Origin of the sequence: Sphingobium sp. SCG-1 (genome assembly GCF_002953135.1) — a bacterium.
Lineage (GTDB): Bacteria > Pseudomonadota > Alphaproteobacteria > Sphingomonadales > Sphingomonadaceae > Sphingobium.
Map to the genome: position 1 here is coordinate 3632187 of NZ_CP026372.1, position 24107 is coordinate 3656293.

Sequence of the window (24107 nt, forward strand, 5' to 3'; positions counted from 1 at the left end):
GGCAGGCTTATCATCCTCTTACCGCCGGCACGACGATCGGGCTCCCGGCGGCTGGGGTGTCTCGTGCCCCGCTCGCTGAGGGGGGATCCTCATGCCGAAAAACGGAATCGACCGCGTCGCGGCCGAACAGGAACAATTTCTTCATCTCAGGGCGAACTTGAAGGAGTTGCTCGCCCGATCGCGATGGCTACGCGCGCAAAGCGCCGAGTTGATAGCGAAGAGTTCAATGCTGCGGACGCCGCCCCGCTAGGGCAGCCTGCCCCACCATGGAATTGCTCTTGGAACGATAGTGGGCCGCGTGGCTTCTATTCGGGAACAGAGGAGATTTGCCGTGGAAGATCAACGCATTTGGGATTTCGAAAAGAGCCTGTGGGTGGGTGACGCCGAACATTATCATGAACTGATCGACGACGAGTGCGTGATGGTGCTGCCGGAGAAACCCTTCGTACTGACCGGCGCACAGGCCATCGAAGCCGTATCCCACACGCCGCGCTGGTCCGAAGTGGCGTTCGACCAGCAGCAGGTGATGCGCCCGCAGGAAGGGCTGATCGTCATCGCCTATCACGCCAGCGCCAGCCGTGAAGGCGCGGCGCCCTACAAAACGCATTGCACCACGACGATGCGGCGTCTCTCTCATGAAGAATGCGCGTCGTCCAGCATCAGCAGACGCCGGAGCTTGTCACCAAGGCCAGTTAGCGCGGCCGCGTCCAGAGGCCCTGACGGGGTACATCGCGCGGCCATTTCGCCGCGCGGCCCCGCGCCTGCGTGGCCGATTTGGCGACCCAGCCGATCTTGGCCGCCTTCGTCGTAATCACCCGGTCCTTCAGTGCCCGCGATCCGCGCGCCACGACTTCGCGGGCGATGTCGCCATAGATTCCTGCGGCAGACAGCACCGCCCACGCACTGCGGTAATCGAGCGAGCCGGTCCCATGCCGCGCGCTCGCCTCATACCCCGCCGCCATCTGCGCCAGTCGTTGTTGCAGCACGGCCAGACCTTCCGGCTTCGCCATTAGCGCATCAGGCGCGATCCCCTGCTCCGCCAGCCAGTCGCGCGGCAGATAACAGCGCCCCGCCTCCGCATCCTCCGCCACGTCGCGCGCGATATTCGCCAGTTGAAACGCCAGCCCCAGGTCGCACGCGCGATCCAGCGTCGCCTCATCCTGGGGATCGACGCCCATGACGACCGCCATCATCAGCCCCACGGCACCCGCGACGTGATAGCAATATTGCAGCAAGTCGTCCTGCGTCTGCGGCCGCCAGTCCGCCGCGTCCAGCGCGAACCCCTCAATCAAGTCATGCGCGAAGCAATGCGGTATCCGGCACTCCGCCGCGACCACGCCCAGCCCGTCGAACGCCGGGTCGCCTGTCGTTTCCCCGCGCAAAGCCTTGGCTGTCAGCCGCCGGATCGTCGCCAGCCGTTTCTGCGCATCCTCGACCGTCGCCATAGTGCCGCCATGGTCCTGCCCATCGGCCAAATCGTCGCACTCGCGGCACCACGCATAAAGCAGCCACGCTCGCTCGCGCGTCAGCGGCGCGAACAGCTTTGAGGCCATCGCAAACGACTTCGACCCTCGCGCTATGCTGGCAGCGGCATGGGCGACCAGCGCCGCCCTGTCGACGCTCACAAATCCTTCGCCTTCATGCGGAATATCGTCTCATGCGGTTGATAGGCGGCCATTGCATCCAGCAGCCCTTCGATCGTATCGCCATGCACTATGATCCCGGCATGGGCGGGGCGGATGAAGCCCACTTCTATCATATGCCGATTGAACGCAATCAGATGGTCGTAAAAGCCCGCCGCATTCAGCAACCCCACCGGCTTTTCATGATAGCCCAATTGCGCCCAGCTTACTGCTTCCCACAATTCGTCCATTGTGCCGACGCCACCGGGGATTGTCACGAAGCCATCAGACAATTGCGTGAACAGCGCCTTGCGCTCGTGCATATTCGCGACGACGCGCAATTCGGTGCAGCCGCGATGTGCGACCTCCGCCCCGACCAGTGCCTCAGGGATCACGCCGATCACTTCGCCGCCAGCCTCCAGCGCTGCGTCCGCCACCGCGCCCATAAGGCCCAGCCGCCCGCCGCCGTACACGACGCCGATCCCCCGCGCCGCCAAAGTACGACCCACTTCGCGCGCAGTCTCGATATATACAGGATCGGCAGGCGTGGCAGAGCCGCAATAGACAGCAAGGCGTTTCATGGTCATGCGCCCCCATATGCGTATTGCGGTTAGATTCGCAAATCATCCAGCATCAGCGCCGCCGTCGCTTTGGCGCTCCCTACCACGCCCGGAATTCCCGCACCCGGATGCGTACCCGCACCCACCAGATACAGGTTCGGAATCACATCGTCGCGATTATGCGCCCGGAACCACGCGCTCTGCGTCAATAAGGGCTCCAGGCTGAACGCGCTACCCATATGCGCATTGAGATCGCGCCCGAAATCGTCCGGTGCATAATGGAACTGCGTGACGATCCGGCTGCGAATATCCGGGATCAGCCGCTTCTCGATCTCGCCCAAGATGCGATCCGCATAAACCGGCCCCATCTGCTCCCAGTCGATCGGCAGCTTGCCCATGTGGGGCACAGGCGAGAGCGCATAGAAGCTGGAGCAGCCCTCCGGCGCCATCGACGGATCGGTGACGGTCGGATGATGGAGGTACAGCGAGAAGTCCTGCGACAGCACGCCATGCTGATAGATATCGGTCAGCAGCCCCTCGTAACGCGGGCCGAACAGGATCATGTGGTGCGGGATGCCCGGCCACGTCCCCTTGATCCCGAAATGCACCACGAACAGCGACGGCGACCACTTCTTGCGCGTCAACTTCTCCGCCTGCTTTGCCCCGCGCGGATGATTGCTCAGCAAACTGCGGTAGCTGTGCATCAGGTCGGCATTGCTTGCCACCGCGTCCGCCTCGCCGCGCCAGCCGCTCGCCGTGCGGACCGCCGTCGCGCGATCGCCGACCGTCTCGATCTCGACCACCGGATCGCCCAGCCGCATCGTGCCGCCCAGCCGCTCGAAATGCGTCACCATGCCCGCGACCAGCCGATTGGTGCCGCCCTTCGCGAACCAGACTCCGCCGTCCTTCTCCAGCTTGTGGATCAGCGCATAGATCGCGCTGGTGTTCATCGGATTGCCACCGACCAGCAACGTGTGGAACGACAAAGCCTCGCGCAGTTTCTCGCTCTTCACGAAACTCGACACCATCGAATAGACCGACCGCCAAGCCTGATATTTCGCCAGCGCCGGCGCGGCCTTTATCATCGACGCGAAATCCAGGAACGCGACCGATCCCAGCTTTTCATAGCCTTCCTTGAACACGCCCGCGCTGTAATCGAGGAACCGCTCGTATCCGGCAATGTCTTCCGGATCGAGCTTGGCGATTTCCTTGCGCAGCGACACTTCGTCATTCGAATAATCGAAGTTGGTCCCGTCGGGCCAGTTCAGCCGATAAAAGGGCGACACCGGCATCAGCGTCACGTCCTGCGCCATGTCGTGCCCCGACAGCCGCCACAATTCCTGTAGGCAATTCGGATCGGTAATGACCGTCGGCCCGGCGTCGAACGTAAATCCGTCCTTCTCCCAATAATAGGCCCGCCCGCCCGGACGATCGCGCCCTTCCACCAGCACCGTCTCGATCCCCGCCGACTGCAATCGGATGGCGAGCGCAAGGCCGCCGAATCCGGCGCCGACGACGATAGCTTTCTTGTTCATCATCATCCTCGGGTCAGCAGTGTCTTGAGAGCACTGCTTATGGGGACCGGCGGACGCCCGCACAAGATGCGCGCCTTGTCACACGCCGTCGATCGGCCCGCATAGAAGCGTTGGATCAGCGCGGGCGAGAGCCGGTAGAATCGCTCGAATATCCGGTAGCGGGCCGCAGGTTCGGCCGCGCGGAACAGCATCTTCCCCAGCATCCGGTAATAGCCGCCGCTCGCCCAATGCGCGTTCGCCCAGCGGCGGTTTTCGATGGCGAGGCTCGCCCCGTCGAGCGGCCACTTGTCCGCGATGTGCAGCGCGAACGCTACGGCATCGGGCAGCGAGTATCCCGTCATCGGATGAAACAGCCCGCCGCGCACCCCTGCCCGCGCGACGGGATCGGTGTTTGGCCAGAACGCATCGAACGCGCCGCCATGCACCACCGGCAGCACGCCGGTCTCCTCATGCACGACCTGTTCGACGCGCCAGCCCTGCGTCTTTGCATAGTCCGCAATGCGCGACCGGATCGCGTCGACCGGCAAATCCGAGCCATTGCTGTAATAGGTATCCTCGACAAATATTTCATCTGCGCTCACCGGCAGCAGATAAACGAAGCGATAGCCGTCAATCTGCTCGACGCTCGCATCCATGATGACGGGACGCGCGAGACCGTGCGGCGCGGACAGGCGCAAAGTCTGTCCCACGAACTTCTGCCACCCACATTGCAGTACCGACAGGTCGCCCCCGCCCCGAGCATCAATCACTGACGCAGCCGCAATCTCCCGCCCATCCGCAAGTTTCACTGCGCCCGGCGACAACGCGACAGCCTCCCCCTGCACGACCCGGTCGCCCAGCACATCGCGCAAATGTGCGTCGAACTTCGCTGAGGTGATGCTGTTATACGGAGTATGAAGTGTACGGTTGAAACTGGGGAAGCGCACATCGTGCCCGCCTTCCCAGCGATACGCGACCACCGGATCGACCAGCCAGCGATCCGCTTGCCTCACGTCCCCGTCGAAGAACGACCAGACATGATTGCCGCCCATGCTCGCCTCGCGCTCCACCAGCAGGAGGCGCGCGTCGGGATGCGCCTTCAGCACCGCGAGCGCTATCAACCCGCCCGCCAGTCCCCCGCCGACAATGGCAAGGTCGCAAGACAGGCTGTTGGACGGGGAAGGCATCATCCTGCCCTAGCCGCAGAGTGCGGGCGGGGAAAGGGAGCAACGACTGCGCTCCCCTTTCCTGCTCTACCACTTCCCGCGCAATGCGCCGTCCCCCCTCCCGTTCGCCCTGAGCCTGTCGAAGCCAGCCTGAGCGAAGACGAAGGCACTTCACTGCGTTCAGTGGAACCCTTCGACAAGCTCAGGGCGAACGGATCTTGGGAATTGCAATGTCGCGCAATTGACCCCCTCGCCCCGCACGTTACGACCATCCTCATGGCCGACACCGAAGACGAACATTATTTCGACCACATCTACCTCGCGTCGGGTCACGACAGGAACGCGAAGAAGACGCTGTGGGTCGTCTGGTTGACCGCCGTCACGATGGTGGTGGAGATCGCGGCCGGGTACGTCACCGGATCGATGGCGCTACTGGCCGATGGCTTCCACATGGCCACGCACGCAGGCGCGCTCGGCGTCGCGGCACTCGCCTATCGCTATGCCCGCATCCACGCCCGCAATCCGCGCTTTACCTTCGGCACCGGAAAGGTCGGAGACCTCGCCGGGTTCGCCTCCGCCCTGTTCCTCGCGCTCGTTTCGATCGGGATCGCGGTCGAATCGGGGTTGCGGCTGTTTGAACCGATCCACGTCAACTTCGGCGAAGCGACGCTGATCGCCTGCTTCGGCCTTGCCATCAACATCCTGAGCGCCTTCATGCTGGCCGAAGATCACAGCCATCACGGGCATAGCCACGGGAACGGGCACGCGCATGGCGACACCCCCGATCACGACCACGACCACGACCACGACCACCACGTCCAGACCGGCAACCATCGCGACAACAACCTGCGCGCGGCCTATATCCACGTCCTTGCCGACGCACTGACTTCCGTCCTCGCCATTGCCGCTTTACTTGCGGGCCGCTATCTCGGCTGGGTGTGGCTCGATCCGGTGATCGGCATCATGGGCGCCATCGTCATCGCGCGCTGGGCATGGGGCCTGATGCGTGACACCGCCGCGATCCTGCTCGACACCGCGGAGCCGCAACTCACGGCCCGCATTCGCACCCTCGTTGAGGCGCAGGGCGCGACCATTGCCGACCTCCACGTCTGGCGCATCGGTCCCCATGCCCATGCCGCGATCATCAGTCTCGCCAGTACCGCCGACAGCACTGCCATCCGCACGAAAACCCTTGCGCTACCGGGCATGGAGCATGTGACGGTGGAGTGCCTCGCCTGAGAACACAGGCCATTTTTGCGGCAAACCGTTTAACAGGGTTTCCGCTTTGTTAACCGAATTTGGTCTACTTCGTGGCCTAACACCCGGCGAAGATATCGACGCATCACCGTATCGATCGGCCGGGAGCTACAGGATGAGATGTGGGCAAGCGGATGGCTGGCATGGACAGCGACAGTATGGCGAGCGCGTGGGAGGCTATCGGCCTGTCACATGCGATCATCGAGTTCGATATCGACGGCAATATCCTTTGGGCTAACGGCACTTTCCTTTCGCTGATGGGCTACAGCATGTCCGAACTCGTCGGACGGCATCACCGCATCCTCTGCGAGCCGACGCATGTCGCGTCATCGGTATATGCCGAGTTCTGGGCAAAGCTCGCGTCCAACAAATTCGACTCCGGCGAATATAAAAGGCTGGCGCGCGACGGACGGGAAGTCTGGCTGCAGGCGACATACAACCCGGTTCTCGGTCCCAACGGGAAGCCGGTGAAGGTCGTCAAACTTGCCACGGACATCACGGAAGCCAAGGCCCGGACTGCCGAAGCCACGGGCAAACTTACCGCAATCGACCGATCGCAAGCGGTGATCGAATTCGACCTTCAAGGAAATATCCTGTCCGTAAACGACAATTTCCTCCGCATTTTCGGCTACAGCGCCGCAGAGTTGGTGGGCCGCCATCATCGGGTGTTGTGTGACCCCGCCTTTGCCCAGTCGCTGGAATATCGCGATTTCTGGAAGCGGCTTGGCAGCGGCAGTTTCAATGCGGGCCGCTATTGCCGTCGCGACCGCAACGGGAACAGCGTCTGGATTCAGGCGACTTACAACCCGATCCTGAATGCCGACGGCCTGCCCTGGAAGATATTGAAGATCGCCAGCGATGTCAGCCATCAGGTAATGCTGGAGGGCCAGGTCCACGATCGGCTGGAGGAAGGTATCCGCCTTCAACAGGCGCTGGAGGACCGCCGCGCAGATCTCGAACGAAAGATCGCGCAGATTTCCGAAATCGTCGGCTCGATCGGCCAGATCGCGCAGCAAACGAACATGCTGGCGCTCAATGCAGCCATCGAAGCAGCGCGTGCGGGCGAAGTAGGCCGCGGCTTCGCCATCGTTGCGAGCGAAGTGAAGAAACTGGCCATCGATACCCGCGAAGCGACTGACCGCGCCGCCGCAATGATGCGATAGCGCACGTCGCACTCCCCGCGTGACGCATCACGCCGGTTGCTTTATACTGCACCGCAATGTCGATCGCCGTCCCCATCCTGCTATCCGCTCTCGCGATGAGCGCCATCGTCGCGCTTCGCTATCTGCTGGCGAGCGGCGGTTTCGCACTTGCCACCCGCGCGCGGCACCGGGGGCTGTATGCGGGGCTGGACCTGCAAATCAGGCGGGAGATCGGCTGGTCGCTGGCATCCGCGCTGATCTACGGCTTCCCCGCAGGCATCGTCGCCTGGGGATGGCAGGCGCATGGCTGGACTCGAATCTATACCGACGTACAAGCCTTCCCGCTCTGGTACGTGCCCCTCTCGATCCTCGCCTACCTCTTTGCGCACGACACATGGTTCTACTGGACGCACCGCTGGATGCACCGCCCGAACCTGTTCCGCGTCGCGCACGCCGTCCATCATGCCAGCCGCCCGCCTACCGCATGGGCGGCGATGAGCTTTCACCCCTGGGAAGCCCTGACCGGCGCGATCGTCATTCCGGCCCTCGTTTTTCTCATTCCCATTCATGTTGCGGCATTGGGCGCGGTGCTAACGATCATGACCATAATGGGCGTCAGCAATCATATGGGATGGGAGATGTTCCCGCGCTGGCTGGTTCGCGGACCGGCGGGCGACTGGCTCATCACCGCCACGCATCATCAGCGGCATCACGACCAGTATAATTGCAACTACGGGCTGTATTTCCGGATTTGGGACCGGCTATGTGGCACCGACAGGGGCTTGGGGAAGTTCGCAAACACATGAAAAACATCCGGAAAATCGCTGCGCTGGCGGCGCTCTGGACCGCCGCCAGCGCAGCCGCGCCTGTCGACCTTGTGCAGACCCTTTCGGTCGATGTCAGCGCCCTGCGCTCGGCAAAGGGCAACCTCATCATCTGCGTCACGCGCCTGCCCGACCATTTCCCCGATTGCACCGGCGATCCGGATCGCCGCCACTATACCGTCAATGCAGCGCAGACACAGGCGAAGGGCATGACGATTACTGATCTGCCGCCCGGCACATACGCCATTGCGCTGATTCATGACGAGAACGGCAATCATAAGCTCGACACCTTCGCCGGTATTCCGCGCGAGGGAGTGGCGTTCAGCCGCAATCCTCCCATCCGTTTCGGCGCACCGACCTTCAACTCGGCACGCTTTTCGGTTGCGGGCGCGCCCGTCGAGCAGGATTTGAAGATGAAATATTTTCTGTAGCTTTACGGCAACGGTCTGACGTTTTCTGCACTGCGGCATGGAACCGCAGGAACCGTAACCCCTGCGAAACATTTCAGGAGCCATACACCAAGCAGGGAATTCCCACTCAATGACCGTTTCGCGCTTTTCGGCTGTCGTCGCCGCCACGCTTCTCGCCACCTCCGCCACCACTGCTTTCGCCCAGGATGCTGATGCCGATCACAGCCGCCTGACCATCGGCGTAGGCGCGGCCATGGTGCCAAGCTATGAAGGCTCGGACGATTATGTCGTCACCCCCGCAGCGGCGGTGAACGGCAAGGTACATGATTTCGCCTTCTGGTCACGCGGCACCGCACTTTATGTCGACGCCATTCCGAACACCAATCCCAATGGCTGGGACTTTCAGCTTGGCCCCTATGCCAGCGTCAATCTGGACCGCACCGGCCGGATCAAGGATCGTCGCGTCAAGGCGCTGGGCGAACTGGACACCGCCATCGAACTCGGCGGCTTTGCGGGCATCGGCAAGACTGGCGTCATCACCAGCGCTTATGACACGCTGAACTTCACCGTTGCCTATGGCAAGGACGTGGCGGACGCGCATGACAGCTATGTTATCACGCCGACGCTGCAATATTTTACGCCGCTGTCCACGAAGGCGTTCGTCACCACCGGCGTATCGGCGGAATATGTCGGCAAGGGCTATGGCCGTTATTATTTCGACATCACGCCTGCTGCCAGCGCCAGCACTGGCGGCCTCCTTCCGGCCTATAGCCGCGCAGGGCAGGATTCGGGCTTCAAGAATCTGACATTCAACCTCGGCACGGGTTATTCGCTGTCGGGCGACCTGCGCCGGGGTTGGACTGTATTCGCGCTTGGCGCCTACACGAAAATGCTGGGCGACTATAAACGCTCCCCCGTTGTCAGCATTGCGGGCGATAGCGATCAGTGGGTTGCCGCAGTGGGGATAGGATACACCTTCTAAGCTGTTGAGCGGGAGTGCGGGGCACGCCGAGCGTGGCCCTCATTCTCGCTTGAATCTGCCGCCGGATCGCAGTCAGTAACCGGACAACAAAAAGCGTGTATCCTTATCAGCGCGTTGCCTTAATAATACCTGATAGTCCTTATTGTAACTCCCTTAGCATGATACCGTTACCACACTAGAACGACTCGAGTCGTCTGGGTTTGAGGGGGCGGGGCATGAGCGATCTTGCGGCTTTCTATCAGGCTAGAATCGCGCACTGCCGGAAAATGGCGGATGCCGCTGAGAACGAACGTGTCAGAGATATCCATGAGGAACTCATCGCCTTCTACCGGGGGCGGCTGGCCGCTATGACATTCGCGGCGCAAAATGCGATGAATTCGAAAAGTGGCCTGTCGTCCGCACCTCCTTTTTCCTTTCCTGGTTTCGATACCAAGCCTCCCAGAAAGGCGGACTAACCTCCTACACGCCTTTCGTGCTGGACCTGAGTGCCGATGCCCATTATCGTCGCGCCATTCCCCGGGGAGCCATCAAGGCTGAGAGGTGCGGTGCAAATCCGTGCGACCCGCTGAACCTGATCCAGTTGACACTGGCGTAGGGAGGGCACGGCGTTTCCGGTCATGGAACCCCCTCTCCCCCGCCAACAGGAGAGCATGACGATGGCTGATATCCCCGCAAAAACCGAAATCGGCGTCACCACCGGCCCCATTCGTGGCAGCAAGAAGATCCACGTCGTCGCGCCCAGCGTGCAGGCCGGGGAAATCCGCGTCGCCATGCGCGAAATCCACCTGGAGCCCGGCTGCGGCGAACCGCCACTCCGCGTCTACGACACCTCCGGCGCGTATAGCGATCCCAAGGCGCTGATCGACATCCGCGCGGGCCTCACCCAACTCCGCCGCGACTGGATCGTCGGCCGCGGCGATGTCGAGGAGTATGACGCCCGCGCCCTCAAGCCCGAAGACAACGGCCAGCTCGGCCCCGACCGCTCCGGCGGCGTCGCCCCCTTCCCCCACGTCGTCCAGCGCCCCCTCCGCGCCAAGGCGGGCATGAACGTCAGCCAGATGCACTACGCCCGCAAAGGCATCATCACGCCCGAGATGGAATATGTCGCCGTCCGCGAAAATATGGGCCGCGCGGCCGCCAAGGAAAAGCTGATCCGCGACGGGCAGGATTGGGGCGCGTCCATCCCCGATTACGTCACCCCCGAATTCGTCCGCGATGAAGTCGCCCGTGGCCGCGCGATCATCCCCAACAACATCAACCATCCCGAATCCGAGCCGATGGCCATTGGCCGCAACTTCCTGGTGAAGATCAACGCCAATATCGGCAACAGCGCGGTCGCCTCCGACGTCGCCAACGAAGTCGACAAGATGGTCTGGTCGATCCGCTGGGGCGCGGACACCGTCATGGACCTCTCCACCGGCCGCAACATTCACGACACGCGCGAATGGATCATCCGCAACTCGCCCGTCCCCATCGGCACCGTCCCCATCTATCAGGCGCTGGAGAAGGTCGGCGGCGTCGCCGAAGACCTGACGTGGGAAATCTTCCGCGATACCCTGATCGAGCAGGCCGAGCAGGGCGTCGATTACTTCACGATCCACGCGGGCGTGCGCCTCGCCTACATCCCGATGACTGCCAAGCGCGTCACCGGCATCGTCTCGCGCGGCGGATCGATCATGGCGAAATGGTGCCTGTCCCACCACAAGGAAAGCTTCCTCTACGAGCATTTCGACGACATCACCGAAATCTGCAAAGCATACGACATAGCCTATTCGCTGGGCGACGGTCTGCGCCCCGGCTCCATCGCGGACGCCAATGACGAGGCGCAGTTCAGCGAGCTCTACACGCTCGGCGAACTCACCAAGCGCGCCTGGGAACAGGACGTTCAGGTGATGATCGAAGGCCCCGGCCACGTGCCGATGCACAAGATCAAGGAGAATATGGACAAGCAGCTGCAGGCCTGCGGCGAAGCCCCGTTCTACACATTGGGGCCGCTAACCACCGATATCGCGCCGGGATATGACCATATCACAAGCGGCATCGGCGCGGCGATGATCGGCTGGTACGGTACGGCCATGCTCTGCTACGTCACGCCCAAGGAGCATCTGGGCCTGCCCGACCGCGACGACGTAAAGGTCGGCGTGGTGACCTACAAGCTCGCCGCCCACGCGGCCGATCTCGCCAAGGGCCACCCCGCATCCAAGATGCGCGACGACGCCCTGTCCCGCGCGCGTTTCGAATTCCGCTGGCGCGACCAGTTCAACCTGTCGCTGGACCCCGACACCGCCGAGCAATATCACGACCAAACCCTGCCCGCAGAAGGCGCAAAAACCGCCCATTTCTGCAGCATGTGCGGCCCCAAATTCTGCTCGATGAAAATCACCCAGGAAGTCCGCGACTTCGCCGCCAAGCAAAACCAGGAAGCGGATGCGTTTATAGCGGCGAGCGGCGATGGCGCGGACGCCGAGGCGGGGATGGCCGAGATGAGCGAAGTGTTTAAGGAAAAGGGCGGGGAGATTTATCTGCCGGCGGAGTGAAGATTTAAGAGGGGGGACTTACTTGGCTAGACCACGTATATTTGTCAGTAGCACTTATTTTGATTTGAAAAGTGTCCGTGCGGACCTTGAACACTTTATACGTGAGCGCGGCTTTGACCCTGTTCTTCATGAACGAGGAGCAGTGCCTTATGGTAGTAGCGAAGCGTTAGAGAGATACTGCTACAAAGAAATCGAGACTTGCGACATCCTTATCTCGATCGTTGGAGGGCGATATGGCAGCCAGTCCGATGACACAAATTACTCTGTTTCTCAGATGGAATTGCGTGTTGCTTTAGAACAAAACAAACAAGTTTATATATTTGTCGAGCGTGAAGTTTATCACGAATACAGAACATTTGAACGCAATAAAGATGCGAAAATAAAGTGGGCATCGGTGGACAACCCTAGGATTTATGAGTTTCTAGGAGAAATTTATGCTTTAAAGAATAACAATCCTGTGCAACCCTTTGAGACTTCTTTTGATATAATTGAGATTCTCAAAGAACAGTGGGCCGGGTTATTTCAGAGACTTCTAACTCAGCAATCATTGGGAGTTCAAGCAAGCATTTTCCAAGACCTGAAGCAGTCACTTGAGACTGTTCGCTCTTTGGTAGATGTAGTCTCGTCACACGCTGATCGCCGCGATGATGTTGTTGCCGACCTAATTTTAATTAGCCATCCTCTATTCTCGAGCATCCGAAAATTAATGAATATTCCGTATCGATTTATTTTTGAGGATAAGCAGGAGTTTTCAGCATGGATTAAAAATAGAGGCTACACTGAAGATCTATTCGATGGTGATGATGGACTGACTTGGTTCCGAAGCAATAAGTCTAATGGATCCACGGAAACAATAAAATTAAGTAGTGATTTATTCGATGAAAACCAACGTCTTAAGCCATTCTCCAGACAGGAATGGTCCGACGAGCTCGTAACTTTCGAAGTTCATAAAGCCAAAAAGGCCGTAACTTTCGATTTGGATGATGACGTGCCGTTCTAAATAGTCAAAAATGCCGCGCTGGGTCCATTGCCTTATGCAGCACACGAGCAACGGAAATCTTATCGACGTCCAACCGATAGTAAATGCGGTGTTCGCCCGCCGACAGGCTGCGCAATCCCTCCGCCAGATCGAACCGCGCTAAACCTAATTTCGGATGATCGACGAGCTGATTCAGCGCCGCACCGATCGTGAGAAGATAAGCTTCAGCAACATCCTCACCAAATTCGGCGATGCTGTAATCCAGTATATCTTCAAGATCGCGCCGGGCTTTGGTCCTGATGCGCAGCTTCACGCGCGGCGGCGCCTTGCACGGCTGTCGGCTATGATGCTCTCTATCGTCGCATCCGTTTCCGGCGACGCCAGCCCCTCCTCGATCATCGCGCGAAGGTTCCGCAACTTCTCCTCCGCCTCCTGATCGCGCCGCATCAGATCGCGCACATAGTCGCTGGTGCTGCTGTAACGGCCCTCGGCCACACGCGTTTCCGCCCAGTTTTTCAGGCCGTCGGGAAGGGATACATTCATCTGTGCCATGCGCGCACCTATACAATTTCGCGCTAACTTTGGCAACGCGCCTACGTCACTTTCCTAGGCCACCCCACCGAAGTCCAATCCCCCTGTCCTACAACTAACCAAATGGGCTACATTACCGCCCATGACGAAACCTACTCGCCCCGCAAAGAAGTCCCGGCCGGACATCCCCTACAACCCTGTGCCGCTGCGCGAGCGGCATGATGGTTGGACAGCCGATCGCCAGACAGACTTCATCGATGCGCTGGCGGCAACAGGGTGCGTCACGGATGCGGCGCGTGCGGTGGGCTTGTCCGTCCGCAGCGCCTATCGACTGCGCGCAAATCCCGGGGCGGGGAGCTTTCGGCTGGCCTGGGACAATGCGCTTGAATATGCGATTCTGCGATTGGAGGATGCGGTGACGTCCCGCGCGATAAAGGGCGTGCCGATCCCGCATTATTATCAGGGCAAGAAAGTGGGTGAGCATCGCCGCTATGATGAGCGGCTGGCCCAGTTCCTGCTGCGCGTGCGTCGGCCCGCATTCTATGGCCGCCCCGCCGAAGAGGTCGACTTTGCCATTCCCAGTGACCTCTATGCCGTCGCGCTGGAGCGAGCGATTTCGCGGCTCCAGCCGGGCGTAGCGGCACGCCATGCCCACCGCCCGCACCCAAGCTGGCTACAGGGCGTGACGCCCGATGCGATGGAACCGCCGCCGCCTCCCCCGAACATGTCCCAAGCGGAAATGACGGCATACTATAGGAAAGACCTGGAAAAATTCCTGGCTGCGGAGCGTGAGAAAGAGCGCATCCTTAAAGCGAAGGCGGAGGAACGCGACGGTCTTCAAGGTTCGGATTGGCTCGACCCCAATTTGCCTGAAGGAGAGGCAAGCGGGGGGTGACGTAGCGTGACTTTCGTGACCTTCCGGCATTTTTCCGGGCGCGCGCGGCGGCTCTGCCGACACCGGACATTAACTCTCCTGCGCTAAGATGGCCGCCATGTTCGGTCCCCGTTACGCCCGCCTGTTCAAAAGCCGCTGGGCCGCGCTCCTTTGGGCCGCGGGTATCCTCTTCACCGCATGGTCCTTCGCCAGCGAGCAGCCCGGCGCGGATGGCGATGCCAACGCGCAAGCCGCCAGCGACACGCAGGTCGCGGCGCTGGTGAACGCCTTCTAACGCGCAGGTCGCTCCGCCGCACACCCCTGTTGCCAGCCGCAGCGCCCGCCGCTAGACAGCCCGCTTCAATTCTCAGTATATGTCAGGAGCAGGCCGTGGCCGGCCATAGTAAATTCAAGAACATCATGCACCGCAAGGGCGCGCAGGATAAGAAGCGCTCCGCCACATTCTCTAAGCTCTCGCGCGAAATCACCGTCGCGGCGAAGATGGGCATGCCGGATCCGGACATGAACCCGCGCCTCCGCCTCGCGGTCAACGCGGCCAAGGCGCAGTCGATGCCCAAGGACAATATCCAGCGCGCGATCGACAAGGCCACGCAGGCGGGCGGCGAGGATTACGAGGAAATCCGCTATGAGGGTTACGGCCCCGGCGGCGTCGCGATCATCGTGGAAGCGCTGACCGACAATCGCAACCGCACCGCGACCAACGTGCGCACGGCGTTCAGCAAGAACGGCGGCAATCTGGGCGCGAGCGGCGCAGTGTCGCATGGCTTCGACCGGATGGGCCTCATCACCTATCCCGCCGGTGCTGGCGATGCCGACAGCATCTTCGAAGCGGCCCTGGAAGCAGGCGCGGAGGATGTAGCCTCGAACGAGGACGAGCACGAGATCTGGACCGCGATGGACGCGCTGCACGAAGTCGCCAAGGCGCTGGAGACCAAGCTGGGAGAGGCTGATAGCGCCAAGCTCGCATGGAAGCCGCAGACCACCGTCGAAGTGGACGAGAACAACGCCGCCTCGCTCCTGAAGCTGGTCGATGCGCTGGAAGACGATGACGACGTGCAGACCGTCTGGGGCAATTACGAAGTGTCCGAAGACGTGCTGGAGAAGCTCGGCTGATCCTGCTCGGGCTTGACCCCGGCCTTAGCACGACCGGCTGGGGGCTGATCGCGGTGGACGGCAATCGCCTCAGCCACATCGCCAATGGGCAGATCAAGACGGACACGAAGGCCGCACTCGCCGCGCGATTGCTGGCGCTGGACGCGGCGCTGACAGACCTGATCTTGCAACATCGGCCTAGCGCCGCGGCAGTGGAGGAAGTGTTCGTCAACGCCAATCCGCAATCGACGCTGAAACTGGGGCAGGCGCGCGGCATCTGCCTGCTGAACGCAGCGAAATCGGGGATCGAGGTCGGCGAATATGCAGCGAGGCTGGTCAAGAAATCGGTCGTCGGGGTCGGCAATGCCAGCAAGGATCAGGTGCACGCGATGATCGCCCGCCTCCTCCCCGGCGCCGTCATCGCAGGGCCGGATGCGGCGGACGCACTGGCGGTCGCGATCACCCATGCCCATCACAATGCGACGGCTCGCCGGATCGGGCGCTAACACTTCCCAATTGCACCGCCGCGCGAAATGACGCTAAAGAACATAACATGATCGCGAAACTATCAGGCCGCCTCGACAGCACCGGCATCGACCATGCGGTCATCGACGTGGGAGGCGTTGGCTATCTGGTCGGTGCGTCCTCGCGCACCCTATCGGCGCTCGGGGTCGTTGGGGAAGCCGTGACCATCCACACCGAGATGCTGGTCAGCGAAGACGCGATCCGCCTGATGGGCTTTGCGAGCGCAGAGGAGCGTGATTGGTTCCGCCTGCTGACCGGCGTGCAGGGCGTGGGCGCACGCGTGGCGCTGGCGATCCTCTCCGCGCTGGAACCCGCCGAAGTCCACCGCGCCATCGCGATGGGCGACAAGGCAATGGTCGCGCGCGCGAACGGCGTGGGGCCGAAACTCGCCATGCGCATCGTCAACGAGTTGAAGGACAAGATCGGCGTGGCGCCTGCGGGCGCTGCAATGGCGGCGGGAATGGTTGCGCTGCCGACCGGAAGCCACGGCACAGACGCCGTATCGGCGCTGCAGAACCTGGGCTTCAGGCCGGGTGAGGCCAGCGCGGCAGTCGCGGCGGCCGAAGCGGACCTCGGCGACGGCGCATCGCTGGATGCGCTGGTGCGGCTGGCGCTGCGGAAAGCGGCGAAGTGAGCGGTAGATGACCGACACCGACCGAATCATCACCCCCGCCCGCCGTGCGGAAGATGTCGACGCCGCACTCCGGCCCAAGACGCTCGACGAGTTCGTCGGTCAAAAGGCGGCGCGGGAGAACCTGCGCATCTTCATTCAGGCCGCGCGGCAGCGGGGCGAAGCGCTCGACCATGTGCTGTTCTTCGGACCGCCGGGTCTGGGCAAGACCACGCTGGCGCAGATCGTCGCCAAGGAAATGGGCGTCGGCTTTCGCGCCACCTCCGGCCCCGTCATCGCCAAGTCGGGCGATCTGGCCGCGCTGCTGACGAACCTCGACGAGGGCGACGTACTGTTCGTGGACGAAATCCACCGCCTCGCGCCGGCCGTCGAGGAAATCCTCTACCCCGCGATGGAGGATCGCGCGCTCGACCTGATGATCGGCGAAGGACCATCGGCCCGCTCCGTCAGGATCGACTTGCCCCGCTTCACGCTGGTGGGCGCGACGACGCGGCAGGGGCTGCTGACAACACCACTCCGCGACCGCTTCGGCATCCCGGTGCGACTGCAATTCTACACTGTGCAGGAGCTCGAACTGGTGGTGCGCCGCGCCGCCGGGCTGTTGGGGCTCACGCTCACCGACGACGGTTCCACCGAAATTGCACGCCGCTCACGAGGCACTCCGCGCATATCCGGACGGCTGCTGCGGCGCGTGCGCGATTTCGCCAATGTCGCGGGCCATGAGGTGGTGGACGCAAAGATCGCGGACGCCGCGCTGTTGCGGCTGGACGTCGATCATCTCGGCCTAGACCAAATGGACCGGCGCTACCTGATGATGATCGCAGATATATACCGCGGCGGGCCGGTCGGCGTGGAAACGCTTGCCGCCGGTCTGTCCGAACCGCGCGATACGATCGAGGAAGTGATCGAGCCCTATCTCATCCAGCTCGGACTGATAGCCCGTACCGCACGCGGTCGGTGCCTGAACGCCGGCGGATGGAAGCATCTCGGCCTCAATCCGCCGGAGGGCGCACAGGAGGGGCTATTCGACTAAAGCCAGCCCGCCTCACGCGAATATGTCGCGGTCCTTGTTCTCTTGGATCGGCTGCGGAACGGGTAGTTGGCTATGGTCCATCTCCGCAGATTCCCACCCATCCGGCTTCGTGGCCCGCAGAAACGGCGCGAACCAGGCCTCGGCGATCTTGTAGGGCATCGCCCATAAGGCAAACAGAGGATTGGCGGCCGCCAAGCGGTCCATGGCTGTCGTTCCGGTGAAGTCCATAGTCTCAATCCTTCAGACGCAAAAAAGGGCGAGGCGCTGACCGCACCTCGACATGCAAAATATCAGTAGCCCAGACCGTAATAACCAAAGACCGTCGAACCATAGGCTTTGTCATAGGCAGGTTCTTGCCCGCTTTCGTAGGAAGGAGCGCCCTGCAGCCGCTCCTTGTCCATATCCACGACATAGCCCTTCAGGTCTGTGTCGTAGGTCAGCACATCCCACGGCAAGGGATGATATCTCTCACCCACGCCAAGGAATCCGCCGAAACTCATCACGGCATAGCTCACCTTGCCGCTTCGCTTGCCAACCATGAAGTGATGCACGCTGCCCAGCTTCTCGCCATCGGGATTATAGACGCTGGTGCCCTCGACCCTGTCCGACGCAATCAAGTTATGCGCCTCGTCTCTTTCAAGAACTCCGCTATCCATGTCATATGCCATGATACGTCTCCTTTTTGAGGGGGTTCGCTATCAACCGGGCTAACCTGCGATAGTTCCCGTCTTTCCGCGCCAATGGCTACAGCTGAAAGCGTATCGGCAGCATAACCGACCAAACGCCCCGTCGCGCCGACCAGTTGCTGGCAGCTCCGCTATTTTACGCCTTTGCCCCTCAAGCCGATCATGGTTAAACGGCGCGCATGAGCCTTGCGCCCCTAGCCCTTCCCGATCCGCCAGCGGACATGCGTCCAGCGGCCGGACAATTCGTCAGAGGCGTCCATTATTTCCCAGTGCGCGTTTACTTCGAGGACACCGATCTTTCAGGTGTCGTCTATCATGCCAACTATTTACGCTACATGGAGCGCGCGCGTTCCGATATGCTGCGTTTGGCCGGGATCGACCAACGCGAACATCATGAAGGTGGGGACGGCGTCTATGCCGTGGCCGATGTCGCCATAGCCTATCGCCGCCCCGCTCGGCTGGACGACGACCTCCTTATCCGCAGCCACGTCACCGCAATTGGCGCGGCAACCTGTTCCATTCATCAGACGGTCATGCGAGACGGGGAAATAGTGACCGACGGGGACGTAACCGCCGCATATCTAACGCCACAGGGCCGCCCGCAACGGCAGCCAAAGCCCTGGATCGACATTTTCAAGCGCCTTGCCCAAGGGGAAGATCCTTCTTCATGACCATGCCCGCCCTGACCCTCGCCACAGACGCCGCGACCATTTCGCCGCTCGCGCTGTTCCTTCAGGCCGATATCGTAGTGAAGGCCGTGATGCTCGGCCTGTTGCTCGCCAGCATCTGGACATGGGCGATCATCATTGGCTTTGGCTTTACCCTTCGCCGCACGCGCAAGGCGTCGGCGACCTTCGAGAGCGACTTCTGGCAAACTGAGGACATCGACCGCTTCTACGAGACACGCGCGAAGGCTGACCTGCCGAGCGCAAAGGTAATGGCGGCCGGCGTGTCCGAATGGCGGCGGTCGACAGCTTCCAAGACAATCGACCGGGAAGGTACGCGCGATCGCCTGTCCACCGCAATGAGCAGCGCGTCGGCGGCGGAGGTGGACCGGCTGTCCGACCGGCTGAACATCCTCGCCACGATCGGTAGCGTCGCGCCATTCGTCGGCCTGTTCGGCACCGTGTGGGGCATCATGCGCGCATTCACGTCAATCGCGGCGGAGCAGAACAGCAGCCTTGCGGTGGTCGCGCCGGGCATCGCGGAGGCACTGTTCGCGACTGCCATCGGCCTGTTCGCTGCCATCCCCGCCGTTATCGCCTACAACCGCTTCAGCCACGCCATCAACCGCCTTGAAGCGGGCATGCACCGCTTCGCTGACGCCTTTTACGCGACGCTCAGCCGCGAACTGGAAAGCCAGCGCTAATGTCAATGAGCGGACCACCTTCCACACGCCGCGGCGGGCGCCGCGCGCCGATGGCTGACATCAACGTCACACCGCTGGTCGACGTGATGCTGGTGCTGCTCATCATCTTCATGGTGACCGCGCCGCTGCTGGTGACAGGCGTTCCGGTGAACCTGCCCGATAGTAAGGCCAAGGGGCTGGATCAGGATCAGAAGCCTACCCTTGTGTCGCTCGACCGAAATGGCGGGCTATTCGTGGATGACACCGAGATCAGCATGGGTGACTTGCCGGGGCGGCTGGCCGAAATCCGCGCCGCCAATGCGGGCATGGAGCCGCCGCAGATCTTCCTGCGTGCTGACACGGCGCTCGATTACGGCCGGGTGATGGACGTGATGGGCGAGTTGAGCGCCGCGGGCCTCAACAAAGTCGCGCTCGTCAGCACCAGCGCCAGCGAAGGCGCGCCCGCCACTCGTTCCACTACCCAGCTCTAAGCCCATACTCACGATGGAACGCACGGAGAAAATCGGATTTGGGATCGCGACGGCGGCGCATGTGCTACTGTTCGGTATCCTCTCGACCGGGTTCCTGTCGACACCCAATCCGATGAAACTCAATTCACCGCCGATGGACGTGAGCCTGGTGGATGAAGTCGCGCTGCAATCTGCCGCACCGCAAATCTCACGCCAACCGCCGCCTCCCAGCGTCGCACCCGAAGTGGGAGAAACCGCCGAGCCTGCGCCCGCCGAACCCGTGCCCAGCCCGCCGGAACCCACGCCACCTGAGCCGACACCGCCGCCGCCGCGCCCGGTTCCGAGGCCTACCCCTAAACCCGCACCGACTACGCGCCCGGCGGAAAAAGCCAAGCCTAAGCCGGCCGCGCCCAAGCCCACGCCGGAAAAGGCTAAACCCGCAAAGCCCACGCCGCCCGTTGAGCGCGCCAAGCCAGCGCCTGCGAAGGCAAAACCTGCTGCCGCCAAGCCCGTTCCGGCAAAGGCAACTGCCAAGAAGCCCACTGCCGCCAAACCCGCAGCGGCAACCGGCAAGGGCAAGACCGATAGGCCGAAAGGATCTCAACTCGGCCCCGACTTCCTGAAGGGCATTCAGGGAGAAGCGCCGCGTAGCCCTGCCCCGGCTGCGCCCGCCGCAAACGTCATTGGCGCGAAGCAGAAGGCAGCGCTCGATTCCGAAATCCGGCGGCAGTTGAAACCGCATTGGAAGGCTCCGACCGGCGCGGACGCCGAGCAGTTGCGCACGATCGTTGCGGTCGAGTTGACGCCGAACGGGGCCATCTCCGGTTCACCCGAAGTCGTGGATACGACAGGCATCACTGCAAGCAATCGCGCGCAGGTGAAGCTGCATCAGGAACTCGCGGTGAAGGCCATCCGGCTGGCGGCACCGTTCAAATTGCCGCCGGACCTGTATGACGGCTGGAAATCCCTCCGCATCGCATTCGACAAGAGGCTATCGCAATGACCCCTAGCAAGACATTCGCGCTCAAGCGGTTCGCCGCAACTGCCGCCCTCGCCATCGGCCTCCTCGCCGCACCCGTACACGCACAGTTGAGCGTCGACGTAACGGACGAAAGCGCGTCCAACCTCAAGATCGCCGTGCCGACGCTGCCGACGCAACAGTCGGTCCAGACCCCCGCTGGAACCACCGAGGAACTTGGCCGCAAGGTCGCCGAAGTCATCGCTGCAGACTTGCGTGGATCAGGTCTGTTCGAGCCATCCGGCCCCAGCGGCCTTCCCGGCGTTACAGTCCCGGAAGTGACCTTCCCTACTTATGACAAGTGGGGTAGCTTCGAGGCTCTCGTGCAGGGCTTCGTCCGCTCGACTGGTGGTAACGCGGACATCACGGTCGGCTGCTACCTCTATGACGTCGCGTTGAAATCAGAACTGACGCGGCAAGGCTATGTGGTCGCGCCGGGCGATTGGCGCCGTGCCGCACATAAATGCGCCGACGCCATCTATGCGCGGTTGTCGGGAGAAAGCCCGTTCTTCGACAGCCGCATCGCCTACATCGCCGAGAGCGGCCCCAAGGACAAACGCGTCAAGCGGCTGGCGATCATGGACAGCGATGGCGCGAACCACCGCTTCATCACCAACGGGCAGAGCATTGCGCTGACCCCCCGCTTCTCGCCCGATTACAAGTCGATCGTCTATGTGAGCTACCTCAACAATCGCGTCCGCATCTTCGTATACGACATAGGCACAGGCAAGCAGCGCCTTGTCACCGAAAGCAGCAACGCGACCTTCGCACCGCGCTGGTCGCCTGATGGCCGCAACATCCTCTTCTCGATGGCAGTGGGCGGCAACACGGACATTTATCGCGTATCCTCAAGCGGTGGCTCGCCGCAGCGCCTTACTACATCTCCTGCTATCGACGTTGGCGGCAGCTACTCACCCGACGGAAGCAAAATCGTGTTCGAGAGTGACCGCTCGGGCGGGCAACAGCTCTACGTCATGAATGCGGACGGTTCCGGCCAGCAGCGGATCAGCCATGGTGGCGGGCGCTACGCAACGCCGGAATGGTCGCCGCGCGGCGATCTCATCGCCTTCACGAAGATCAGCGGCGACTTCAAGGTCGCGGTGATGACGCCCACCGGCGGCAACGAGCGCATCCTGACCAACGGCTGGCAGGACGAACAGCCAAGCTGGTCGCCCAACGGTCGTGTCCTGCAATTCTTCCGCACCAGCGCAGGACGGACGGGCGCGAGTCAAGTCTGGCAAGTTGACCTCACCGGCGTGAATGAGCGTCGCATTCCGACCCCGCTGAACGGCTCCGATCCGGCGTGGGGACCATTGCTTCCATGATCGCGCCAAGGAACCGTTTTCGCCGGAAGTCGTTGACGAGGTGAAACATAGTCGTACTGTAATCGTAACGATTTATCCACGAGCGTAAGCAGGCCGGTACTTTTCCATCCCCCAAAGGAGAACATCATGAACGCACTGTCCAAAAGCCTGCTGATGGCCACCGCTGTCGTATCGCTCGCAGCTTGTTCCAAGAAGGCGCCGCAGGAACTTCCGCCCGCGCCGGTTGATAACAGCACCCCCGCTGATACTGGTGCAGGCACCGGTGGTCCTGTTAAGGGCAGCCAGGAAGACTTCATCGCGAGCGTCGCTGCCGACCGCATCCTGTTCGGTACGGACGAGTTCGAAATAGACTCTCAGGATCAGAGCATCCTGCAGAGCCAGGCACAGTGGTTGCAGGCGAACCCCAATGTCCGCGTCACGATCGAAGGCCATGCCGACGAGCGCGGCACCCGCGATTACAATCTAGCCTTGGGTGAAAAGCGCGCCAATTCAGCCAAGAATTATCTGGCATCCCTTGGCATTGCGCCCACCCGGATCACAACGATCAGTTACGGTAAGGAGCGCCCCGCCGCGACAGGTTCCGACGAAAGCGCATGGGCACAGAACCGTCGTGCCGTCACGGTGACCGTGCAATATTGATGCACTTCTAAAACTGCAAAGAGCCCGCTGGCCGCGAAATCCAGCGGGCTTTTCTTTGGCCGCTGCACGACGGAGCCTCGCTGGCTCATTAGCTATGCTCTTCATTCAATTTGATTTTTGCGACGAGCCGTGAAGATGGCTATCAGGATTTTAACCCTCTCGCCTTAAGCCGGATCAGGTGCAGCGCCGTAGGTGCTGACCAGCCCCATCGCTAATCCGTGAGAACTCCATGCGCCCTCCCCTCCTGCTTCTTGGTACGCTATTCATCGCCACTACGGCGACGCCCGCCCTTGCAAAGGACGAAGCCCGTGTGACCGTCGCCGTCACCGGCGGCTCCCTGGGCGTCGGCCCCGAAGTCGCCTACCGCGCGACGAAAAAGATCGGTCTGCGCGGCAACGCCACCTTCCTCTCCTTCAGCCAAAGCTTCGGTTCAAACGACCTGGATTATGACGGTAAGGTCAAACTGCGTTCGGGCGGCGTGATGGTCGACATCTATCCGTTCGACGGCGGCTTCCGCATCTCGGCAGGCGGGCGCAGCAACGGCAACAAGGGTCGGGTCGTCGCCACTCCCAACGGCCCAGTCACCATCAACGGCACGATCTACACGCCGGCTCAGGTCGGCACGCTAAGCGGAAAGGCTGGCCCCAAGAATTTCGCGCCTATGCTGACGGTCGGCTATGGCGGCGGCATCCGCCCTGGCCTTGCCTTCGGCGTCGACGCAGGCGCGATGTTCCAGGGAACCGTCCGCCTGCATGATTTCACCGCGAGCAACGCGATGATCCGGCCGCAAGATATCGAAGCGGAACGCCGCGATCTTCAGGACGACATCGACGGGTATAAAGTCTATCCCGTCCTGCAATTCTCGCTTGGTTATCGCTTCTGATCTAAACAAGAAAAGCCCGCCAGTCTTTGGACCGGCGG

At 61.7% G+C, this 24107-nt stretch carries 30 protein-coding genes and 1 riboswitch; of the genes, 22 read left to right on the top strand and 8 right to left on the bottom strand.

Annotation, left to right across the window (positions count from 1 at the left end; translation table 11 throughout):
- Window positions 1–418 precede the first annotated feature (418 nt).
- Complete coding sequence (locus tag C1T17_RS16830) at window positions 419–811, top strand: hypothetical protein (protein WP_411269245.1); 393 nt, start codon at window positions 419–421, stop codon at window positions 809–811.
- Here the strand turns inward: C1T17_RS16830 and C1T17_RS16835 are convergent.
- The 4 genes from C1T17_RS16835 to crtY form a co-directional block, all read right to left on the bottom strand.
- Window positions 693–1553, bottom strand: a complete 861-nt coding sequence (locus C1T17_RS16835) for a phytoene/squalene synthase family protein (RefSeq protein ID WP_411269246.1) — start codon at window positions 1551–1553, stop codon at window positions 693–695. The genes C1T17_RS16830 and C1T17_RS16835 overlap by 119 nt on opposite strands.
- Window positions 1554–1621: 68 nt before the next feature.
- Window positions 1622–2203: a TIGR00730 family Rossman fold protein gene (locus tag C1T17_RS16840; protein ID WP_104954425.1), complete on the bottom strand. Its 582-nt coding sequence runs from the start codon at window positions 2201–2203 to the stop codon at window positions 1622–1624.
- A 29-nt stretch (window positions 2204–2232) separates the two neighbouring features.
- Window positions 2233–3717 carry a phytoene desaturase gene (locus C1T17_RS16845; protein ID WP_104955320.1) on the bottom strand — a complete coding sequence of 495 codons (1485 nt, stop codon included), beginning with the start codon at window positions 3715–3717 and terminating at the stop codon, window positions 2233–2235.
- Between the two features lie 2 nt (window positions 3718–3719).
- Window positions 3720–4883: a lycopene beta-cyclase CrtY gene (crtY, locus tag C1T17_RS16850; RefSeq protein ID WP_104955321.1), complete on the bottom strand. Its 1164-nt coding sequence runs from the start codon at window positions 4881–4883 to the stop codon at window positions 3720–3722.
- A gap of 255 nt (window positions 4884–5138) precedes the next feature.
- Between crtY and dmeF the strand changes: the two genes are divergently transcribed.
- The 8 genes from dmeF to C1T17_RS16890 all read left to right on the top strand — a co-directional run bounded on the left by dmeF (window position 5139) and on the right by C1T17_RS16890 (window position 13014).
- Complete coding sequence (gene dmeF / locus C1T17_RS16855) at window positions 5139–6101, top strand: CDF family Co(II)/Ni(II) efflux transporter DmeF (RefSeq protein ID WP_104954426.1); 963 nt, start codon at window positions 5139–5141, stop codon at window positions 6099–6101.
- 161 nt (window positions 6102–6262) lie between these two features.
- Window positions 6263–7282 carry a PAS domain S-box protein gene (locus tag C1T17_RS16860; RefSeq protein WP_189338390.1) on the top strand — a complete coding sequence of 340 codons (1020 nt, stop codon included), beginning with the start codon at window positions 6263–6265 and terminating at the stop codon, window positions 7280–7282.
- 56 nt (window positions 7283–7338) lie between these two features.
- Window positions 7339–8067 (top strand): sterol desaturase family protein, encoded by a 729-nt coding sequence (locus C1T17_RS16865; RefSeq protein WP_411269197.1) that lies wholly within the window; start codon window positions 7339–7341, stop codon window positions 8065–8067.
- The gene (locus tag C1T17_RS16870; RefSeq protein WP_104954428.1) at window positions 8064–8516 is read left to right on the top strand and encodes a DUF2141 domain-containing protein; all 453 of its coding nucleotides are present in this window, start codon (window positions 8064–8066) and stop codon (window positions 8514–8516) included. Before C1T17_RS16865 ends, C1T17_RS16870 begins: the two co-directional genes overlap by 4 nt.
- A 109-nt stretch (window positions 8517–8625) precedes the next feature.
- The gene (locus tag C1T17_RS16875; protein WP_104954429.1) at window positions 8626–9477 is read left to right on the top strand and encodes a MipA/OmpV family protein; all 852 of its coding nucleotides are present in this window, start codon (window positions 8626–8628) and stop codon (window positions 9475–9477) included.
- 215 nt (window positions 9478–9692) lie between these two features.
- Window positions 9693–9932 carry a hypothetical protein gene (locus C1T17_RS16880; RefSeq protein WP_104954430.1) on the top strand — a complete coding sequence of 80 codons (240 nt, stop codon included), beginning with the start codon at window positions 9693–9695 and terminating at the stop codon, window positions 9930–9932.
- A 52-nt stretch (window positions 9933–9984) separates the two neighbouring features.
- Window positions 9985–10092, top strand: a riboswitch (TPP riboswitch).
- Window positions 10093–10133: 41 nt separating this feature from the next.
- Complete coding sequence (thiC, locus tag C1T17_RS16885; protein WP_104955323.1) at window positions 10134–12014, top strand: phosphomethylpyrimidine synthase ThiC; 1881 nt, start codon at window positions 10134–10136, stop codon at window positions 12012–12014.
- A gap of 22 nt (window positions 12015–12036) precedes the next feature.
- A complete protein-coding gene (locus C1T17_RS16890) occupies window positions 12037–13014 on the top strand; it encodes a DUF4062 domain-containing protein (protein WP_189338391.1) in 978 nt (325 codons plus the stop codon).
- A 4-nt stretch (window positions 13015–13018) separates the two neighbouring features.
- On the opposite strand, the gene C1T17_RS16895 is transcribed toward C1T17_RS16890, so the two are convergent.
- Entirely contained in the window at window positions 13019–13306 is a 288-nt protein-coding gene (locus tag C1T17_RS16895) for a type II toxin-antitoxin system RelE/ParE family toxin (RefSeq protein WP_104954432.1), read from the bottom strand.
- Complete coding sequence (locus tag C1T17_RS16900; protein ID WP_104954433.1) at window positions 13303–13545, bottom strand: type II toxin-antitoxin system ParD family antitoxin; 243 nt, start codon at window positions 13543–13545, stop codon at window positions 13303–13305. Before C1T17_RS16900 ends, C1T17_RS16895 begins: the two co-directional genes overlap by 4 nt.
- A gap of 121 nt (window positions 13546–13666) precedes the next feature.
- Here C1T17_RS16900 and C1T17_RS16905 point away from each other — a divergent pair, with 121 nt between their 5' ends.
- The 6 genes from C1T17_RS16905 to ruvB all read left to right on the top strand — a co-directional run bounded on the left by C1T17_RS16905 (window position 13667) and on the right by ruvB (window position 17700).
- Window positions 13667–14419, top strand: a complete 753-nt coding sequence (locus tag C1T17_RS16905) for a hypothetical protein (protein WP_145959027.1) — start codon at window positions 13667–13669, stop codon at window positions 14417–14419.
- A 97-nt stretch (window positions 14420–14516) separates the two neighbouring features.
- Window positions 14517–14693: a hypothetical protein gene (locus C1T17_RS16910; protein ID WP_223262659.1), complete on the top strand. Its 177-nt coding sequence runs from the start codon at window positions 14517–14519 to the stop codon at window positions 14691–14693.
- A gap of 95 nt (window positions 14694–14788) precedes the next feature.
- Complete coding sequence (locus tag C1T17_RS16915) at window positions 14789–15532, top strand: YebC/PmpR family DNA-binding transcriptional regulator (RefSeq protein WP_104954436.1); 744 nt, start codon at window positions 14789–14791, stop codon at window positions 15530–15532.
- On the top strand, window positions 15529–16017 hold the full coding sequence (gene ruvC / locus C1T17_RS16920; RefSeq protein ID WP_104954437.1) for a crossover junction endodeoxyribonuclease RuvC: 489 nt from the start codon (window positions 15529–15531) through the stop codon (window positions 16015–16017). The genes C1T17_RS16915 and ruvC overlap by 4 nt, the downstream gene beginning before the upstream one ends.
- A 47-nt stretch (window positions 16018–16064) precedes the next feature.
- On the top strand, window positions 16065–16670 hold the full coding sequence (gene ruvA, locus C1T17_RS16925) for a Holliday junction branch migration protein RuvA (protein WP_104954438.1): 606 nt from the start codon (window positions 16065–16067) through the stop codon (window positions 16668–16670).
- 7 nt (window positions 16671–16677) lie between these two features.
- A complete protein-coding gene (gene ruvB / locus C1T17_RS16930) occupies window positions 16678–17700 on the top strand; it encodes a Holliday junction branch migration DNA helicase RuvB (RefSeq protein WP_104954439.1) in 1023 nt (340 codons plus the stop codon).
- Window positions 17701–17712: 12 nt separating this feature from the next.
- Here ruvB and C1T17_RS16935 read toward each other — a convergent pair whose 3' ends face one another.
- Both C1T17_RS16935 and C1T17_RS16940 read right to left on the bottom strand, forming a co-directional pair.
- Window positions 17713–17928, bottom strand: a complete 216-nt coding sequence (locus tag C1T17_RS16935) for a hypothetical protein (RefSeq protein WP_104954440.1) — start codon at window positions 17926–17928, stop codon at window positions 17713–17715.
- Between the two features lie 62 nt (window positions 17929–17990).
- On the bottom strand, window positions 17991–18368 hold the full coding sequence (locus C1T17_RS16940) for a PRC-barrel domain-containing protein (protein ID WP_223262660.1): 378 nt from the start codon (window positions 18366–18368) through the stop codon (window positions 17991–17993).
- Window positions 18369–18565: 197 nt separating this feature from the next.
- On the opposite strand from C1T17_RS16940, the gene C1T17_RS16945 reads away from it, so the two are divergent.
- The 7 genes from C1T17_RS16945 to C1T17_RS16975 all read left to right on the top strand — a co-directional run bounded on the left by C1T17_RS16945 (window position 18566) and on the right by C1T17_RS16975 (window position 24069).
- Window positions 18566–19057, top strand: a complete 492-nt coding sequence (locus C1T17_RS16945) for a YbgC/FadM family acyl-CoA thioesterase (protein ID WP_104954441.1) — start codon at window positions 18566–18568, stop codon at window positions 19055–19057.
- Entirely contained in the window at window positions 19054–19755 is a 702-nt protein-coding gene (tolQ, locus tag C1T17_RS16950) for a protein TolQ (RefSeq protein WP_104954442.1), read from the top strand. Before C1T17_RS16945 ends, tolQ begins: the two co-directional genes overlap by 4 nt.
- Complete coding sequence (locus tag C1T17_RS16955) at window positions 19755–20225, top strand: ExbD/TolR family protein (protein WP_104954443.1); 471 nt, start codon at window positions 19755–19757, stop codon at window positions 20223–20225. The genes tolQ and C1T17_RS16955 overlap by 1 nt, the downstream gene beginning before the upstream one ends.
- A gap of 13 nt (window positions 20226–20238) precedes the next feature.
- Complete coding sequence (locus C1T17_RS16960) at window positions 20239–21207, top strand: cell envelope biogenesis protein TolA (protein ID WP_104954444.1); 969 nt, start codon at window positions 20239–20241, stop codon at window positions 21205–21207.
- Window positions 21204–22547 (top strand): Tol-Pal system beta propeller repeat protein TolB, encoded by a 1344-nt coding sequence (gene tolB / locus C1T17_RS16965; protein WP_104954445.1) that lies wholly within the window; start codon window positions 21204–21206, stop codon window positions 22545–22547. Before C1T17_RS16960 ends, tolB begins: the two co-directional genes overlap by 4 nt.
- 126 nt (window positions 22548–22673) lie before the next feature.
- A complete protein-coding gene (gene pal, locus C1T17_RS16970; RefSeq protein WP_223262661.1) occupies window positions 22674–23186 on the top strand; it encodes a peptidoglycan-associated lipoprotein Pal in 513 nt (170 codons plus the stop codon).
- A 229-nt stretch (window positions 23187–23415) separates the two neighbouring features.
- Window positions 23416–24069, top strand: a complete 654-nt coding sequence (locus C1T17_RS16975) for a hypothetical protein (protein WP_104954446.1) — start codon at window positions 23416–23418, stop codon at window positions 24067–24069.
- Window positions 24070–24107 lie beyond the last annotated feature (38 nt).

What these genes read in the sequence shown, in the direction of transcription:
- C1T17_RS16835 (WP_411269246.1), bottom strand. Translation starts at nt 1,553, where the DNA reads ATGGCCTCAAAGCTGTTCGCGCCGCTGACGCGCGAGCGAGCGTGGCTG.
- C1T17_RS16840 (WP_104954425.1), bottom strand. Translation starts at nt 2,203, where the DNA reads ATGAAACGCCTTGCTGTCTATTGCGGCTCTGCCACGCCTGCCGATCCT.
- C1T17_RS16845 (WP_104955320.1), bottom strand. Translation starts at nt 3,717, where the DNA reads ATGAACAAGAAAGCTATCGTCGTCGGCGCCGGATTCGGCGGCCTTGCG.
- crtY (WP_104955321.1), bottom strand. Translation starts at nt 4,883, where the DNA reads ATGCCTTCCCCGTCCAACAGCCTGTCTTGCGACCTTGCCATTGTCGGC.
- dmeF (WP_104954426.1), top strand. Translation starts at nt 5,139, where the DNA reads ATGGCCGACACCGAAGACGAACATTATTTCGACCACATCTACCTCGCG.
- C1T17_RS16860 (WP_189338390.1), top strand. Translation starts at nt 6,263, where the DNA reads ATGGACAGCGACAGTATGGCGAGCGCGTGGGAGGCTATCGGCCTGTCA.
- C1T17_RS16865 (WP_411269197.1), top strand. Translation starts at nt 7,339, where the DNA reads ATGTCGATCGCCGTCCCCATCCTGCTATCCGCTCTCGCGATGAGCGCC.
- C1T17_RS16870 (WP_104954428.1), top strand. Translation starts at nt 8,064, where the DNA reads ATGAAAAACATCCGGAAAATCGCTGCGCTGGCGGCGCTCTGGACCGCC.
- C1T17_RS16875 (WP_104954429.1), top strand. Translation starts at nt 8,626, where the DNA reads ATGACCGTTTCGCGCTTTTCGGCTGTCGTCGCCGCCACGCTTCTCGCC.
- C1T17_RS16880 (WP_104954430.1), top strand. Translation starts at nt 9,693, where the DNA reads ATGAGCGATCTTGCGGCTTTCTATCAGGCTAGAATCGCGCACTGCCGG.
- thiC (WP_104955323.1), top strand. Translation starts at nt 10,134, where the DNA reads ATGGCTGATATCCCCGCAAAAACCGAAATCGGCGTCACCACCGGCCCC.
- C1T17_RS16900 (WP_104954433.1), bottom strand. Translation starts at nt 13,545, where the DNA reads ATGGCACAGATGAATGTATCCCTTCCCGACGGCCTGAAAAACTGGGCG.
- C1T17_RS16905 (WP_145959027.1), top strand. Translation starts at nt 13,667, where the DNA reads ATGACGAAACCTACTCGCCCCGCAAAGAAGTCCCGGCCGGACATCCCC.
- C1T17_RS16910 (WP_223262659.1), top strand. Translation starts at nt 14,517, where the DNA reads ATGTTCGGTCCCCGTTACGCCCGCCTGTTCAAAAGCCGCTGGGCCGCG.
- ruvA (WP_104954438.1), top strand. Translation starts at nt 16,065, where the DNA reads ATGATCGCGAAACTATCAGGCCGCCTCGACAGCACCGGCATCGACCAT.
- ruvB (WP_104954439.1), top strand. Translation starts at nt 16,678, where the DNA reads ATGACCGACACCGACCGAATCATCACCCCCGCCCGCCGTGCGGAAGAT.
- C1T17_RS16935 (WP_104954440.1), bottom strand. Translation starts at nt 17,928, where the DNA reads ATGGACTTCACCGGAACGACAGCCATGGACCGCTTGGCGGCCGCCAAT.
- C1T17_RS16940 (WP_223262660.1), bottom strand. Translation starts at nt 18,368, where the DNA reads ATGGCATATGACATGGATAGCGGAGTTCTTGAAAGAGACGAGGCGCAT.
- C1T17_RS16945 (WP_104954441.1), top strand. Translation starts at nt 18,566, where the DNA reads ATGAGCCTTGCGCCCCTAGCCCTTCCCGATCCGCCAGCGGACATGCGT.
- tolQ (WP_104954442.1), top strand. Translation starts at nt 19,054, where the DNA reads ATGACCATGCCCGCCCTGACCCTCGCCACAGACGCCGCGACCATTTCG.
- C1T17_RS16955 (WP_104954443.1), top strand. Translation starts at nt 19,755, where the DNA reads ATGTCAATGAGCGGACCACCTTCCACACGCCGCGGCGGGCGCCGCGCG.
- C1T17_RS16960 (WP_104954444.1), top strand. Translation starts at nt 20,239, where the DNA reads ATGGAACGCACGGAGAAAATCGGATTTGGGATCGCGACGGCGGCGCAT.
- tolB (WP_104954445.1), top strand. Translation starts at nt 21,204, where the DNA reads ATGACCCCTAGCAAGACATTCGCGCTCAAGCGGTTCGCCGCAACTGCC.
- pal (WP_223262661.1), top strand. Translation starts at nt 22,674, where the DNA reads ATGAACGCACTGTCCAAAAGCCTGCTGATGGCCACCGCTGTCGTATCG.
- C1T17_RS16975 (WP_104954446.1), top strand. Translation starts at nt 23,416, where the DNA reads ATGCGCCCTCCCCTCCTGCTTCTTGGTACGCTATTCATCGCCACTACG.